Origin of the sequence: Idiomarina sp. 28-8, from assembly GCF_000320945.2 — a bacterium.
Taxonomy (GTDB): Bacteria; Pseudomonadota; Gammaproteobacteria; order Enterobacterales; family Alteromonadaceae; genus Idiomarina; species Idiomarina loihiensis.
Window position 1 is genome coordinate 661928 of record NZ_DF266789.1, and the last position, 15376, is coordinate 677303.

A 15376-nucleotide genomic window follows, 5' to 3' on the forward strand; every position below is an offset into this window, starting at 1 on the left:
CCCGATGCTGACATTACTGACCTATAAATTTATTACTCATAGAGCCTGGCCATTGTGCTTAGCCTTATGTCTGGACATAGTACTGGGCAACCTCTGGGTTGCCTTTAATGGTGGTATCAGTAATCCGTTCACTTCGTTATTACTGATATTTATCGTCATCGCGTTTTTATTGTTACCACCAACTTTTGCTTTGATTGTGGTGTTGATAAGCATTCTGGGGCAGGTTGCGCAAATAGGCTTACCTTCACTTTTGCCCGGACAGCAAAGTCACACCGCCCATGCCTTAAGCGACGAGATGCTGAAACACGCCATGGGTATGGTCAGCGGTTTTGTGATTGCAGCGGCTATTATTGCTTTATCAATGTACTACCTAAAGCGGCAATGGTTTCAGTCAGAAAAAGCATTACAGAATGCACGTGAACGCCAGCTGCGCGACGAACAGCTTTTGACCATAGGTGCAGCCGCAGCTCAGTTAACTCATGACGTTGCCACTCCTGTGCAGTCGTTACGGTTACTCAACGAAGAACTTCAGGAATGCGATATTGAGCTGTCACTAAAACGAGAATTCAGTGAACACCTGGACAAAGTTGAAGCCAGCCTTGAACAATGGCGGGACGCTGCTGAGGACGTGCGCACCAGGCGCCAGCACAACTACACTGTCGGGGAAATTATTACTCAGTTACGCCAGCTTCTGCGAATTGCCCGACCCGATGCTCAGGTCAACTGGCAATGTCCCGAGCGCTTGAAAGACGCCATTATTAGCGCCGACCGCACTCTATTTCCGGCTATCGCCAACCTGGTCATTAATGCTATTAGCGCTGGCGAGCGTAGTCATCAGTTGACCGTGTCCGTGCAACTCAACCTGACGTTCGTTGACGCGAATCCTCGGCTCACCATCCACATTCTCGATAATGGTGATGGGTTAAGCCAGTCGCAACAACGAAAAATAGGCAAATCAATGACCTTAAGTGAAAATGGTATGGGTATTGGCGCGGTTATCAGCCACGCCACACTTGAACGGCTTGGTGGTCAGGTCAGCTGGAAATCCACTCCCGAGGGCACGCTCACGTTGGTTCTTTTACCGGTAACAGCCTATGAATAAATTCCGGCTGCTTATTATTGATGACGATGAGGGTTTCTGCGGCATTTTGCAGAGGCGTCTCGAACATCATGGTGTTTTGGTGCAAATGGCACACTCGGGTGATCAGGCACTAGCGCTAGAAGGTCATTTTGACGGTATTCTGCTGGATATGATGCTGGGCGACGACAATGGATTGGCACTTATTCAACCACTCAAAGAACGCTACTCTCCCTGTCACTTAGTGGTACTAACCGGCTACGCGAGTATTGCAACAACCGTAGAGGCGATGAAGCGCGGCGCAACGGACTACCTAACGAAACCCGTGGGTACCAGTGAATTACTACGTCGCTTTACTAATGAGAAACTGGAGTTAGAAGACGCTTCGATAAACCGTTTAACGCCAACTCAAATTGAGTGGGAGCATATTCAAAGAGTGCTTACCGATAATCAGGGGAATGTTTCTAAGACAGCACGAGAACTGGGAATGCATCGGCGTACGTTACAGCGCAAATTGTCGAAACGCTCGCCACATTAAAAATGCGCCGCCCGGGGGCGAGCGGCGCAAAGGCTTTAGAAGTTATAGCGAACACCGGCCATAGCAACGTAAGGGTCGATATCAACATCAACACTTTCAATGGTATTACCGTTCACACGAACATCACCCGTAGTATCGATATCCATGCGGCTAACCATGAAATGAAGACCCCAGTTTTCACTCAGATCGACATTTACACCCGCTTGCAGAGCATAGCCCCAGCTGTTTTTCAGGGCTAAAGAGACATCGTCATTATCAGTAACAACACCTAGGTCGCCTAACGTTGAGCGCAACTGTGGGTCGACTTGCTCATCAAAGAAAGCTGTGTAGTTAACACCAATACCGACGAAAGGTTTAAACATTTCACTGTCGATATCGAAATGATATTGCGCCAGCAAGGTTGGTGGCAAGTGCTTGGTTTTACCTATTTTCAGCCCCGCCAGCGAGCCTGTTGCGGTAATATCATGGCTGAACGGTGTTGCTGCAACCAGTTCAAGCGTCCAGTTTTCAGTTAACTTATAATCAAAAGTTAAACCTAACTGAGTATTCGTGTTTACACCAGCGCCAGTACTGTTCTCTGGTAAACCAGCTACTGACTCAACAACGTTCAAGTGACTACTGCTGTCATCAGGCATGACAGAGATGGCACCAACGTTGATAGAAAAATCATTTGCTAATGCAGAAGTGCTTAGCAAGCCTAACAATACACCGCACGATAATGCTTTAAGCTTCATGGGGAACTCCTTGTTAATGAAGACCCCTGAAGTTTATAAGGTTTACTGAATAACCGAGTTGATCTGCATCAACCTAGTGTTCGGCATTATGGTAAATGTTTTGAACGTCATCCAGGTCATTCAGCATATCCATCAAACGTTCAAACATTGGTAAATCATCTTCAGCTATACTGGTCGTTACTTGAGGTAAAAACTGAATTTCGTCGGCTTCAAAATCAATATCAGGAAACGCATGAGTTAAGGCCTGACGGGCTGCCGCGTACTCGGTATTTGGCGCAAATACGGTAACCAGACCATCTTCGAATTCGACGTCGGTAACATCAACATCAGCTTCCATCATGGCTTCCAGCACTTCGTCTTCATTGTCGTGCTTGAAGGCAAAAATCGCACAGTGATCAAATGAATGCGCAACACTGCCCTGAGCGCCAATTTTTGATTTACTTTTGGTAAAGCAGTTACGGACATCGCCGAAGGTGCGGTTCGGGTTATCGGTTAAGCATTCTACAATAACCATACAGTTGCTGGGGCCATAGCCTTCGTAACGCGCCGGAGAAAAATCCTCTCCTGCTCCGCCCTGCGCTTTGTCTATCGCTTTTTCGATAACGTGAGCAGGAACCTGATCTTTTTTCGCCCGATCTATTAGGCCTCGGAGCGCGAGATTGCCATCAGGATCTCCACCACCTTGCTTGGCGCAAACGTAAATTTCACGACCATAACGACTATAGACTTTGCTCTTTGCATTCGCCGTTTTAGCAATTGAATCTTTTCGGTTTTGATAGGCGCGACCCATTCTGAATTTCTCACTGGTTAATTAAAGACCCAAAGATTTTACACAGGCAGCTGTTACGGGTCGAGTACTAGCAGAAATAAGTGCCAGCTTAATTGCAGATTATTGATATAGCCAAGCTGTCTACCATAGAAGATTTTGATTCTTCAGTTAGTACTGCATGGCAACGTAAACTCAGCGGCAGAAACAAACTGTTGAGTCAATTATGCAAAGCCCGATACCTGTATTATCCATGCGAAAACTTTATCTCAGTGCCTCTGACCGCCAGCAATTCATTGCTGACCTTGGCAGAGCGGCGCGTGATGTTGGCTTCTTCTACCTGGAAGACCACGGTATTTCACTGGCAGAACAGGTGAAGGTACTGGACACCGCTAAAACCTTTTTTGCACTCAGTGATGCAGAAAAGAAACAGGTTCAAATGATTCATTCACCGCATTTTCGTGGCTATTCAGCAAACTATTCGGAGTTAACGGCAGGTCGGCCGGACCGTCGTGAGCAATTTGATATCATGGACGAACTGCCTGCTCAGGCTGCGTCCGCTATAGACCATGAATGGCAAAAACTCATAGGACCGAACCAGTGGCCACGACAATTGCCTGCCATGAAAACACAATTGTTGTCCTGGCAGGACAAGCTAACCGAAGTGTCTCTGCAGCTATTAGAGGCGTTATGCGAAAGTCTGGAGCAACCGGCTGACGCATTGTCTGAAACCATCAGCAACGGTCCTTATCGCCATACTAAGCTTATTAAATACCCCGGCAGCCCAGAAGCCTCTGGTCAGGGTGTTGGTGCACATAAGGACCCGGGCTACCTCACCTTAGTTCTGCAGGACGAAAACAGCGGGCTGGAAGTGGAATACGAGCAACAATGGTACAAAGTGGCTCCGCGCCCCGGTGCCTTTGTGGTGAATATTGGCGAATTACTGGAGCTGGCTTCTAATGGCTATTTAAAAGCGACTAACCATCGTGTTAGCAGCCCTAAAGCGGGGATCACCCGTTATTCATCGGCATTTTTCATGGCTGCTCAGCTGAATGCTTCGGTGCCGGTGTTAAAACTCCCTTCCCATTTAGCAAAACACGCGAAGGGGCCAACCAGTGATCCGAACAACCCTATGCTGCATAACGTTGGCGAAAACGTTATGAAAGGCAGAAAACGTTCCCACCCGGACGTATCAGCGCGTTTTTACACGCCAAAAGAAAAATGCAACTCCTGTTAATTAAGCTTTGATATAAAAATATAACAAAACGATATAAGTAAAGTTGTGTAAATCATTCGTTATTTTTAAAAATGACGTCAACTTGCGTAAGCGCTGACTTTCAAGACGTTAACATCGGGTAACAAAAACCCTAAAAATATAATATTAGTTATATTCCCACATTATTCGCATGGTTTACTTTTCAGCCATCCTCTAAAAAATCTACTTATGTAACATAACGTTACGTATCTAGTGATGCTGTTTATCACTAATTTTAAATTCACAGAAAAACAACAAAGAGAATCTTATGATGACAAAAAATAAACAGCATAAGACGTTAATTGCTATCGCACTGTCAGGCTTGTTAGCCGGCACCAGCGTAGCAGCTGAAACCTTATCTCAGAACGGATCTGATAACGGCAATAATGGCGCAACACCATCGCTGAAAGAGCGGTCAAACGGACCTGCAACCAGCTTTATCGTTAAGCTTAAGGATGGCTCTCAAGTTGTGCAGCAAATGCAACAACAATCGGCAGAGCACCCATCGTCAAATGCTGCGGCTGTCGCCCAACAAATGCGAGGCTTTACCTCAGTGCTTTCTAAGCGCACCGGAAAAAGCATAGCTTTTGAGCGCTCAATGGCTCTACAACAACATTTCGTAGTAAAAGCACAAGGCCGCTTAAGCCCGGAAGAAACAAAAGAATACCTTCAGTCACTTAAAGCAGATAGCGACGTTGAATTTGTAGAGGAAAACAAAATCCTCCGCCACTTTGCCACACCAAACGACCCTAACTATGACGATCAGTGGCATTATTATGAAAGCGTTGGTGGACTGAATGTCCCAACAGCGTGGGACTCAGTCGACGGCAGCGGCGTTGTTGTGGCCGTACTCGATACCGGTTATCGCCCACACTCTGACCTGGTAGGCAATATTTTACCCGGCTACGACATGATTTCAGACAGTTTTATCGCTAATGACGGCGATGCCCGCGACAGCGACGCACAAGATCCGGGCGACTGGGTCAGTGCCGGAGCCTGTGGTAATGGCTACCCGGCTCAGGACCAAAACTCGAGCTGGCATGGTACTCACGTTGCCGGAACCATTGCCGCTGAAACAAATAACTCCAGCGGTGTCGCTGGCGTCGCCTATGGCGCACAAATTGTACCCGTACGTGTTCTGGGTCGCTGCGGCGGAACCACAGCCGATATTGCGGACGGTATTGTCTGGGCATCAGGCGGTTCAGTTCCGGGAACAAGCCCTAATGCTAACCCTGCCGATGTCTTAAACATGAGCCTGGGTGGCAGCGGTACTTGCTCGACTACAACACAGAACGCGATCAACACCGCTCGCAATAATGGAGCGACAGTAGTCGTGGCTTCCGGTAACAGCAACGACAATTCAACCAACTACAACCCGGGCAACTGTAACGGTGTTGTTAACGTAGCCTCTACTGATCGTAACGGTGATCGTGCTTACTACTCAAACTACGGTTCGAATGTCGATGTTGCGGCACCAGGTGGTGCAATGCAAAGCGCTAACGACCCTAATGGTGTGCTATCTACTTACAACACAGGCACTTCAACACCAGGCTCTGATAGCTACGGCTACAGCCAGGGTACTTCAATGGCAGCACCTCACGTAGCAGGCGCGGCCGCTTTAATTAAAGCAGCTGATCCTGCAGCAACACCAGATGACATTGAACAGATTCTGCGTAACTCAGCCCGCTCTTTCCCGGGTAGTTGCAACGGTTGTGGTACTGGTATCGTCGATGCCGCGGCTGCCGTAACACTGGCTTCCGGTGGCGGAAACGGCGGTGACAATGGCGGCGACGACGGCTCATCTGGCGGCGGTGGCACTGTTGATAACTTATCAGCGTCAACTAATGAGTGGAATCGCTTCTATCTCGATGTTCCAGCTGGCATGTCAACATTAACAGTCACTATTACTGGTGGCAGTGGCGATGCGGATCTTTATCTGCGTCAGGGCAGTGAACCGACTCAGTCAAGCTGGGACTGCCGTCCTTATAATGCAGGAAATGAAGAAGTCTGCACTATCGACAACCCTCAGGAAGGCCGCTGGCACATTGGTGTCTTTGCCTACAGCGCATATTCAGGCGTCGATCTTGAAGCACGCTATGAACCTTAATTAACCGCTAGGTATAATTGAGCATAGAAAAGGGCACCAATTGGTGCCCTTTATACGTTAAAACGTCGGCTTAACTCAGCATTAGAAACTCGCTGTAGCTGATTGACATGCCTCAGTTCCGGTTTCACACAGCTCGTAAACTACATCGCTTCCGTCAGACTCAAAGCGATCACGGTATCGACCTGAATTATCCAGGGTTTCGATAAACTCCCCATCACGATAAAGATCGACATCTCCAGAAGCTCCGCTCCAACGCAGGTCGACCAGCGTCGTACCATTACGCAAGTGAGTCGCACGATAAATACTCAGTTCAATATCAGTAATACTGACATTAACTGACTGGGTGACACTATCAGAAAGCTCAGTTTCATCCGTAACCGTTAGTGTTACATCATAAACGCCCGCTTCAGAGTAAGCATAGATCGGGCTAGCTTCTGTTGAAGTGTTACCGTCACCGAATTCCCAGAAGTAACTGGCAATGTCGCCATCACTGTCTGACGAAGTATTGGTAAAGGTCACAGTTAAGTCATCTACACTGGTTTCGAAGCTGGCAACCGGAGCATCCGGCAAACCATCATCTTCTTCCACCGCAGTTAACGTCAATGACCAGTGGTTCAGAGTCCCGGTATCCGCACCGGCATTATCTGAAACACTCAGCGTCCAGTCACCAGTCATATCTTCACCATTAAAGGTATCAACAGACCAACTGCGCACTAAATCTTCAGCGCTACCACCGGAACGGTCATGCAATACATGCTCTGTACCTTCTGGCGAGGTTAAGCTGACAATCAGGTCGCCCTGCCAGGTATGAGTAATATCAACACTCACATCCGCACCAAAAACAACACCCGTTTCGGGTACATTAATGACTCGCGAAATACCCTCACTGTCATCATCCGGAATGTCGGTATTCGCCGTATCTTCATAATAGAAATCTGACAAACCTTGTGGCAGAACATACACAGCCGAACTCACCTCACGGGTAATTTCGCCCGTTTCAGCATCGGAGCCACTGACGGTGATGCTGTACTCCCCCCATTGTGTCTCATCGGTTGTATTCACCTGTACATCGGCACTGTCTCCCTCGCCAGCCTGACTTGAGGACAGCGAGACATCCAGTTCAGGTTCCGCGGAAACACTTAAATTAACGGTGCCTGACCAATCTGCAATACTGTCAACATCAAGAGTAAAGGCAGCGTTCTCACCAGCTACAATTTGCTGTCGACCCGGAGACAAAGTTAACAGGTAAGTCGGATCTGGATCGGCAGCTTCTAAAGCACTTAATGCGTTCAGACGCTTTCCTGAAGCAGTTTTACCCGATAATGCCGGAATACTCTCGCCTGAATCCATAAGAATTTGCTTTACTTCAGCAATGCTAAGACTCGGGTCGATAGACCAAACTAATCCGGCAACACCAGCAACATGCGGACTGGACATTGAGGTTCCAGTTGCAGTCGCATAACCACCATCTAAGTAGGTTGAAAGAATTTCCGTACCCGGAGCCCCTAAATCAACAGATTCCAGGCCATAGGTTGAGTCCTCTTCCATACTGTCGGTGCGCGTCGTATTGGCAACATTCACAATACCGTCGAGATCGTAACCACCAGGGTAGCTTGCCGTAACGTCTGCATCGACACCCGCGTTGCCGGCAGCCGAGACAAACATAATGCCCTGATCAATACTGTCGCTGATGGCCGTTCGCAATGATTCTGAATAAGAACCACCACCCCAGGAGTTATTAGTCGCAACCAAATTAACACCATGGTTAACTTTTAAATTGGTCATGTAGTTAATACATTCAATAGCGCCATCGGTATAACCGTCACCAAACTCGTCGAGAAATTGACAGCCGATTATTTGCACGTCCCAGTTAATTCCGGTAACCCCCGCGCCATTATTTGATGTTGCACCAATGGTGCCTGAAACGTGTGTACCATGACCATTCTCATCCATCGGATCCCCGGTGGACGTTATAGCCGAGTAACCATAGCAATCATCGACAACACCGTTGCCATCGTCATCTTCACCGTTGTCACAGATTTCACCCGGGTTAACCCACATGTTTCCGGCTAAATCAGGGTGGGTGTAGTCAACACCACTGTCGATTACGCCAATAACAATATTACTGTCGCCGGTCGTAATATCCCAGGCTGGCCGGGCATCAATGTCCGCGCCCGGCGTACCTCCGCTCTGCCCCGTATTTTCCAGTGCCCACATATCACCGAAGCCAGGATCATCCGGGGTAGCAAGAATATTGAACTTGGGATCTTTTGAATCGTTAATACTAATAACGTAATTAGGCTCAGCAACCTCAACCAGCGGATGCTGAGACAGACGCTTGATTAACGCATCACGCTGTTTTGCATTGCGTACGTTAACTTTAGCAATTCGGCCATCAGCAATATGACGCATTGCTATATCACGACCACTGTCATCGAGTGCGCGTAAACTGCCGCCCGCATTTTTGATTAAGTCTTGCCGTTGTTCTTTCGTCACTGACTGCTTAAACATCACCAGCAATGAATCATCATCAGCTTTCTTATCGGTTGCCGCTACAGCTGAACCTGCGGCCAACGCTATAGAAATACCAACGACTAACTTTTTAATATTAGCCATTTTGCATCCTCTGTCTTGTTGTTTTATGAGTTATCGTCGTGCCTAAAACTTAAGCACTAGAAAATAACTAGCATATTTTTGACGTAAAGATATCTCGAAAGATATAGCTTTACGAAATCTGATCATAAATACGAATAAAGGACTAGGACGTTTGGTGCAGGGAAGCGATTAAAAAAAATCAAGGCAATGAAAAATAACGATATTTCAATTCAAAAACATCATCAATAAGTCATATAAAATACCCCTTTCATACGATTGTTCAGCTCTCTGAACCACCTATTCTTGTTAGCGGAATTATTAACAAAAGGTGTTCCGCTTTGACTTACAAAAAACAACTTTTAGCAGCACTGGTTTTGCTTTTTGTCTCACTCCCCGGAGTGGCAAAAGACATTCCTGTTGCGCTAGCAGGGTTACTGGAGCGGCAGGCCCTTGCAAACCATGCAGAAATTGCTCAACTCGGATCTTATAACCTCACTTCTGTTATCCAGTCAGGCGAGCAAAATTACGCGTATTTGGTTCAGTCGGGTTTTGAGAACACTCTTAGCCTGGAACAGCAAGGGTTCAATAATTCTGTCACTGCAGAACAATCAGGACGCGGTAATTCAGCAATCATCCTGCAGTTGGGTAATAGCAATCTTATTCAGCTACAACAGCTGGGTAACGACAATGCTATCACTATCCAACAATCCGGCTCTGCCGCTGAAATGTCCATCACGCAGTTTTGATTATAACAATTACGGAGAACAATCATGTCGAAAATACTAATAAAGAAAAGTGCCATCGCTCTTGCTTTAGGCATTGCCTTTGCAGGTAGTGCCGTTGCGGAAAACCACATCGCTGTTATTAATCAAGAATCGGCTGGCGCCGTTGAAATTGGTAACGAAGTGTATGTTGAACAAGCCGGAGCTGCACACTGGGCGTATGCTGACCAGTACGGTGACGATAACGTTACATCACTGTTGCAGTTTGACGACTGGCACGAAGCTTATGCTTACGTTACCGGCGACTTCAACTTGGTCGAAGGTGAGCAGTCTGGACTCTGGAACGTTTTCAATGCCGACGCCGTCGGTGATGACAACTGGTTATCAGCTTACCAGGAAGGCAGCTTGAACTCGGCCAGTATTTTCCTGCAGGGTGACGGTAACACTGCAGTTGCTGAGCAGTCCGGTGATGCAAACGAGGCCGCCATTGACCTCAGTGGCGACTACAATACAGCAGAAATTTACCAGTCAGGCGATTCCAACTGGAGCAACTTCCAGATTTCAGGCAGTGACAACCTATTCTTAAGTGAACAGTCTGGCTCACTTAATGAATCAGGCTATTTCAATGCGTCGGGCGACCGCAATACCTTCGAAGCATCACAAGAAGGTGACGGTAACGTTGCAGGTGTTGTTGGCGCGGACGGCGACGACAACGAAGTTTATGCTCAGCAATATGGTTCATCGAACATTTTTATAGCTCGTGATTTAGAGGGTAACGAAAACTTTGTCGATGTATTTCAGGACGGTTCAGCAAACGAATTCCTGATCCAGCCTATTCAGGGCGAAGCTAACTTTATTGTTGTTCAGCAGCAAGGTAACTCAAACGTTGTTGAAGCCGCGAATGGCATGATTGGTAATGACAACCTAATTGATGCATACCAACGCGGAGACAATAACTACGCAGTGTTCGCAACCGAGGGCGACATGCATAATGTTGAACTTGAGCAGGCTGGCGATAACAACACTGCCGTAGGTGAATCTTACGGTGAGCAAAATGACATTATGGTCAGCAGCCGTGGTGATGACAACTTTAACGGAGTGGCTGTACAGGGCGTTTCTAACGATATCCAAAGCCGTCAGCGCGGTGATGCAAACACAGCCGAAGTTGTGTTTGTTGGTGACGACAACGATGTCATGTCTAACCAGGTTGGTGATGGCAACGTCACTCTTGCTTACTCTTACGATGCAGGCACAACCTCAGGCAACACGTTAGATTCCGAACAGCAAGGTGATATCAACTTAATAGACACCATTATCGGTGGCAATGAGAACCTTATTAGCTTCTACCAGGAAGGTAACAGCAACGTTATCGCCGGAGATGGCGGCTCGTTCATTGTTGGCGGTAGTAATGGCAGCGTTGATATTCAGCAAGTAGGTGACTACAACGTTGTTACCGGCGGTCAAGCCAGTGACGGCAACACTATGAGCGTATATCAGCAAGGCGACTATAACGTCGCTACTGTTGTTCAATACTAAGAAGTAAAGTTAGCGGCTGCGTCATTTAGGTGCAGCCGCTTTCTTAGCCCTTATGCTAAAGAAACTCATTCTACTCGTTCTGTTGTTTACTCCGGTTAGTCAGGCTGACGAAATAGAGCTTGGCGGCATGGTGCTGGACCGAACCATTTCACGTTTCGGTAAAGACTTCTTCTTTTACTACACCAGCTATTGGCGTGACATCCCTTCAACTAATGGTATTACCGTTGTTATTCACGAGCAGGTCTATCCTCAGGCTGGCACCTATTTGTGGGTGGAGATGGAGCAAACCAAGATATTCCAGACCTACTTTGGAAGACGGCAAAACGATGTCAAAAAAATGGCCGAGAAAGCCATTTTGATCAGTATTAACGAAGTCGCGCGAGTAAAAGCGGACTCTGTATTTGATACGCCACAAGATAATAATTTTTAAAGGCGCAGATTATGAAATTACGTTGGCTCTTCATTGGTTTTTTGTTTACGGCAGTGAATGCCGCAGCAACAGAAATTGTCTATCAACCTATTAACCCGAGCTTTGGTGGAAACCCATTGAACGGGAACTTTTTATTACAAAAAGCACAAACTCAGAATGCTCATTCAGCACCTGATTCCGACCGCTCTTTTGTTGACCGTTTCCGCGAAGCGTTAGAGCGTAATATCATCAATTCACTTACCCGCCGCATTGCAGATGGCGAAATTGTTGAAGGCCTGTACGACACAGGTGAGTACACGGTTGAAGTTGTTGGTCAGCCAGACGGTAGCGTTATTGTCTATATCACTCATAACGGCAGTGGTGAACAGACTGTTATCACCATGCCTTCAATATAAGTGAGGAGAATAATCATGCGTAAAGTTTTCCTCATTCTAGCTTCACTTGTTATGAGCGGTTGCGCGTTAATGCCCAAGCCGACGGACATCAATATACAGCCCGCTGAAATTGACGCACCCAGCTCTACAATGACGGCTTTGAAACAAAGACAATTACCCCAAACCCGTATTCCGGTATCGGTTTATGCCTTTAGAGATCAAACCGGGCAGTATAAACCACAAGCTAATGTTTCCAGCTTTTCTACCGCAGTAACTCAGGGTGCAACCTCTATGCTCACTCAAATGTTACTGGAATCAGGTTGGTTCTTACCTATGGAGCGTGAAAACCTGCAAAATCTGTTAACTGAGCGAAAAATTTATAACTCAGGCGACAATAAAGAACTTCCTCCATTGAGTGAGGCCAGACTGTTGCTGGAGGGCGGAATTATAAGCTACGACACCAATGTTAGTACCGGAGGTATCGGCGCAGAATATTTTGGTATTGGTGCATCTGAACTCTACCGGGAAGATCAGGTATCCGTCTATCTACGAGCGGTAGACGTTTATAGTGGGCAGGTGCTGGTGTCGGTATCAGCAAATAAGAAAGTGTTCTCTCAAGAACTACGGGCAGGCCTGTTTCGCTACGTATCTCTCAACCGGCTGGCTGAATTCGAGGGCGGTTATTCAACCAACGAACCGGTTCAATTGTCGGTAAAGCAAGCGATGGAAAGAGCGCTGGTGGAGTTAATAGAAAAAGGCCTGGAAATGGGTTATTGGCGTGCAGAGAGTTAACCAGCGTTAAACTGATGTCGCGTAACTGGACCACTTTAGTAACTCTACCCGGTTACGCGCGCCAGTCTTTCGAAAAATAGAGGATAAGTGTGTTTTCACAGTATGAGCACTGATATTTAAGTGCTCAGCAATTTCCTTATTGCGGGCACCAGTAGCAACCAACTCTATAATTTTTAACTCTTGTGGAGTCAGGGAGTTAATTTGAGATACCGTTGTAAAAGAGTCATCCGCTTGCCGCCGCAGCATCATTTCTTCAATTTTATCTGAAAGCAATGAGCGCGGATAATAGAGCTCCCCCTGGCTAATAACTTTTATCGCGGTCAGTACTCGGTCTAAATGGTCGTTTTCGTAAATAATACCGCGAGCACCAAGGTTCAGGGCTTGAATAGGACGAACATCATCTTTTCTCGCATTAACTAGAAATAAAGGGTAGGTTTTAGTTAATGCAGCAATTTCACTGGTAATGTGGGAACGAGATAACTGCTCCGATCCAAGAGAATAAGCCACCATGGTCTCGGGCTCTGGTGAATGATCAACCAGTTCAGAAAATGCACGATGGACGACTGATATTTCTAAGGATTCTGCAAGCAACCCTAAGTTCTGCGTACGTTTTTGGTGTTCGATTAAAGCTAACCGCGTATAACGTCCCATAACAGCCCTCCCTAAACCTCAAAGCTTATTTTATTACTGTACTTTTCTTCTTATATTCTTCTTATATTACATTTTTACAACGATTGATGTAGCTCTTTACAATATATGATTAAATTTTGTACTAAAAGACATAGCACCTTAGAACATGTAACAAAATGTAACAACCATTCTAATTTACCTTATGGCATTTAAAATAAAGAGCAACAGGCTTACCTTACCCGGCGAAATAAGCGACAAAAAGGCTGTGATCCCGTATAATGTTGGTCAGCAGATAAAGTTGAGTGTTTTAGTCAGGTATTTTATACTGTCGGCCAGTAACGGGCGAAACTCCCATCCGCAGCTTTTAGAGTGGGTAAATCATGAGTGAACAGATTGATCAGGCGCTTGCGCGTAAATACGACGCAGGCTTCATTTCAGAAATAGAGTCAGAAACTTTCCCAATTGGTTTGGACGAAGACGTCATTGCCCGTCTGTCCGCCATTAAGGGTGAGCCTGAATGGATGCTGGAGTGGCGTCTGAAGGCTTATCGCACCTGGTTAAAAATGGAAGAGCCTGACTGGGCACACGTCGATTATCCTAAGGTAGATTACCAGTCAATTTCATACTACTCCGCACCTAAGAGTATGAAAGACAAGCCTAAGTCGTTAGACGAGGTTGATCCGGAACTGCTACGCACATACGAAAAGCTGGGTATTCCTCTGCATGAGCAGGAAATGCTCGCGGGTGTAGCTGTTGATGCAGTCTTCGACTCAGTATCCGTGGTCACAACATTCCGCGAGAAGCTGGAAGAAGCAGGAGTTATCTTCTGCCCTATCTCCGAAGCCCTTCATAAGTACCCGGATCTGGTTAAAAAATACTTAGGTACCGTAGTTCCCCGTGGCGATAACTTCTTTGCCGCACTGAACAGCGCCGTATTCACCGATGGCTCGTTTGTTTATATTCCAAAAGGCGTTCGCTGCCCTATGGAACTATCAACTTACTTCCGCATAAACGAACAGAATACCGGTCAGTTTGAGCGTACCTTAATTGTCGCCGAAGAAGGCAGTCACGTTAGTTATCTGGAAGGTTGTACCGCACCACAGCGTGACGAAAACCAATTACACGCGGCCGTAGTTGAGCTGGTTGCACTGGATGACGCGGAGATCAAATACTCTACGGTGCAAAACTGGTATCCGGGTGACGAAAACGGCAAAGGCGGTATCTATAACTTTGTCACTAAACGCGGCCTGTGCGAGAAAAACGCGAAGATCTCCTGGACTCAGGTAGAGACAGGCTCTGCCGTTACCTGGAAGTATCCAAGCTGTATTCTTAAAGGCGATAACAGCGTTGGGGAATTCTACTCAGTTGCGTTAACCCGCGGCAGACAACAAGCCGATACCGGCACCAAAATGATCCACTTAGGTAAGAACACCAAGTCGACCATCATTTCCAAAGGTATTTCCGCCGGCCGCAGTAATAACGCTTACCGAGGTCTGGTGCGTATGGGCCCTGGTGCCGAAGGCGCACGTAACTTTACTGAATGTGACTCGCTACTTATTGGCGACCAGTGCGGCGCACACACATTCCCATATATAGAAAGCAGCAATCCAACGGCGATTGTTGAGCACGAAGCCACCACCTCTAAGGTGAGTGACGATCAATTATTCTTATGTAGGCAACGAGGCCTGGACCCTGAAAAAGCAGTCTCAATGATTGTAAATGGCTTCTGTAAAGAGGTATTCCGCGAACTGCCAATGGAGTTTGCGGTGGAAGCCGGTAAGTTGCTTGAAATCAGTCTTGAAGGTTCAGTGGGGTAAAA

General features: G+C 46.9%; 14 protein-coding genes. 10 read left to right on the plus strand and 4 right to left on the minus strand.

Translation table 11 applies throughout. From position 1 onward, the window contains the following. The first annotated feature begins 4 nt into the window (after positions 1-4). Together RJ32_RS03320 and RJ32_RS03325 are read left to right on the plus strand one after the other, a co-directional pair. Entirely contained in the window at positions 5-1102 is a 1098-nt protein-coding gene (locus RJ32_RS03320; protein WP_235598905.1) for a HAMP domain-containing sensor histidine kinase, read from the plus strand. Next, the gene (locus RJ32_RS03325; RefSeq protein ID WP_034819025.1) at positions 1095-1616 is read left to right on the plus strand and encodes a response regulator transcription factor; all 522 of its coding nucleotides are present in this window, start codon (positions 1095-1097) and stop codon (positions 1614-1616) included. Before RJ32_RS03320 ends, RJ32_RS03325 begins: the two co-directional genes overlap by 8 nt. A gap of 35 nt (positions 1617-1651) precedes the next feature. Here the strand turns inward: RJ32_RS03325 and RJ32_RS03330 are convergent, their stop codons facing one another. Then, positions 1652-2350, minus strand: coding sequence for an OmpW family protein (locus RJ32_RS03330; protein WP_034819027.1), 699 nt, complete (start codon positions 2348-2350; stop codon positions 1652-1654). A gap of 73 nt (positions 2351-2423) precedes the next feature. Beyond that, positions 2424-3140, minus strand: a complete 717-nt coding sequence (locus tag RJ32_RS03335; RefSeq protein WP_034819029.1) for a YebC/PmpR family DNA-binding transcriptional regulator — start codon at positions 3138-3140, stop codon at positions 2424-2426. Positions 3141-3342: 202 nt separating this feature from the next. Here RJ32_RS03335 and RJ32_RS03340 point away from each other — a divergent pair, with 202 nt between their 5' ends. Further along, on the plus strand, positions 3343-4353 hold the full coding sequence (locus tag RJ32_RS03340) for an isopenicillin N synthase family oxygenase (RefSeq protein WP_034819031.1): 1011 nt from the start codon (positions 3343-3345) through the stop codon (positions 4351-4353). Positions 4354-4642: 289 nt separating this feature from the next. Then, positions 4643-6478 carry a S8 family peptidase gene (locus RJ32_RS03345; protein ID WP_370543290.1) on the plus strand — a complete coding sequence of 612 codons (1836 nt, stop codon included), beginning with the start codon at positions 4643-4645 and terminating at the stop codon, positions 6476-6478. Between the two features lie 81 nt (positions 6479-6559). On the opposite strand, the gene RJ32_RS03350 is transcribed toward RJ32_RS03345, so the two are convergent. After that, positions 6560-9094 (minus strand): S8 family serine peptidase, encoded by a 2535-nt coding sequence (locus RJ32_RS03350; protein WP_034819035.1) that lies wholly within the window; start codon positions 9092-9094, stop codon positions 6560-6562. A gap of 317 nt (positions 9095-9411) precedes the next feature. Here RJ32_RS03350 and RJ32_RS03355 point away from each other — a divergent pair, with 317 nt between their 5' ends. From RJ32_RS03355 to RJ32_RS03375, 5 genes are read left to right on the plus strand one after another with little or no spacing between them, the layout of a single operon-like run. Then, positions 9412-9819 (plus strand): minor curlin subunit CsgB, nucleation component of curlin monomers, encoded by a 408-nt coding sequence (locus RJ32_RS03355; RefSeq protein WP_011233423.1) that lies wholly within the window; start codon positions 9412-9414, stop codon positions 9817-9819. Positions 9820-9843: 24 nt separating this feature from the next. Further along, entirely contained in the window at positions 9844-11331 is a 1488-nt protein-coding gene (locus RJ32_RS03360) for a hypothetical protein (RefSeq protein WP_034819037.1), read from the plus strand. A 52-nt stretch (positions 11332-11383) separates the two neighbouring features. Continuing rightward, a complete protein-coding gene (locus RJ32_RS03365; protein WP_011233421.1) occupies positions 11384-11761 on the plus strand; it encodes a curli production assembly/transport protein CsgE in 378 nt (125 codons plus the stop codon). A gap of 11 nt (positions 11762-11772) precedes the next feature. Continuing rightward, complete coding sequence (locus RJ32_RS03370) at positions 11773-12156, plus strand: curli assembly protein CsgF (protein WP_011233420.1); 384 nt, start codon at positions 11773-11775, stop codon at positions 12154-12156. Between the two features lie 12 nt (positions 12157-12168). Further along, on the plus strand, positions 12169-12927 hold the full coding sequence (locus RJ32_RS03375) for a CsgG/HfaB family protein (RefSeq protein WP_196803386.1): 759 nt from the start codon (positions 12169-12171) through the stop codon (positions 12925-12927). Positions 12928-12933: 6 nt separating this feature from the next. On the opposite strand, the gene RJ32_RS03380 is transcribed toward RJ32_RS03375, so the two are convergent. After that, entirely contained in the window at positions 12934-13578 is a 645-nt protein-coding gene (locus RJ32_RS03380) for a response regulator transcription factor (RefSeq protein ID WP_034819040.1), read from the minus strand. A gap of 359 nt (positions 13579-13937) precedes the next feature. Here RJ32_RS03380 and sufB point away from each other — a divergent pair, with 359 nt between their 5' ends. Further along, positions 13938-15374: a Fe-S cluster assembly protein SufB gene (gene sufB, locus RJ32_RS03385; RefSeq protein ID WP_011233417.1), complete on the plus strand. Its 1437-nt coding sequence runs from the start codon at positions 13938-13940 to the stop codon at positions 15372-15374. Positions 15375-15376 lie beyond the last annotated feature (2 nt).

Excerpts from the sequence above, each read along its gene's own strand:
- RJ32_RS03320 (WP_235598905.1), top strand. The coding sequence starts at position 5 with ATGCTGACATTACTGACCTATAAATTTATTACTCATAGAGCCTGGCCA.
- RJ32_RS03325 (WP_034819025.1), top strand. The coding sequence starts at position 1,095 with ATGAATAAATTCCGGCTGCTTATTATTGATGACGATGAGGGTTTCTGC.
- RJ32_RS03330 (WP_034819027.1), bottom strand. The coding sequence starts at position 2,350 with ATGAAGCTTAAAGCATTATCGTGCGGTGTATTGTTAGGCTTGCTAAGC.
- RJ32_RS03335 (WP_034819029.1), bottom strand. The coding sequence starts at position 3,140 with ATGGGTCGCGCCTATCAAAACCGAAAAGATTCAATTGCTAAAACGGCG.
- RJ32_RS03340 (WP_034819031.1), top strand. The coding sequence starts at position 3,343 with ATGCAAAGCCCGATACCTGTATTATCCATGCGAAAACTTTATCTCAGT.
- RJ32_RS03345 (WP_370543290.1), top strand. The coding sequence starts at position 4,643 with ATGACAAAAAATAAACAGCATAAGACGTTAATTGCTATCGCACTGTCA.
- RJ32_RS03350 (WP_034819035.1), bottom strand. The coding sequence starts at position 9,094 with ATGGCTAATATTAAAAAGTTAGTCGTTGGTATTTCTATAGCGTTGGCC.
- RJ32_RS03360 (WP_034819037.1), top strand. The coding sequence starts at position 9,844 with ATGTCGAAAATACTAATAAAGAAAAGTGCCATCGCTCTTGCTTTAGGC.
- RJ32_RS03365 (WP_011233421.1), top strand. The coding sequence starts at position 11,384 with ATGCTAAAGAAACTCATTCTACTCGTTCTGTTGTTTACTCCGGTTAGT.
- RJ32_RS03370 (WP_011233420.1), top strand. The coding sequence starts at position 11,773 with ATGAAATTACGTTGGCTCTTCATTGGTTTTTTGTTTACGGCAGTGAAT.
- RJ32_RS03380 (WP_034819040.1), bottom strand. The coding sequence starts at position 13,578 with ATGGGACGTTATACGCGGTTAGCTTTAATCGAACACCAAAAACGTACG.
- sufB (WP_011233417.1), top strand. The coding sequence starts at position 13,938 with ATGAGTGAACAGATTGATCAGGCGCTTGCGCGTAAATACGACGCAGGC.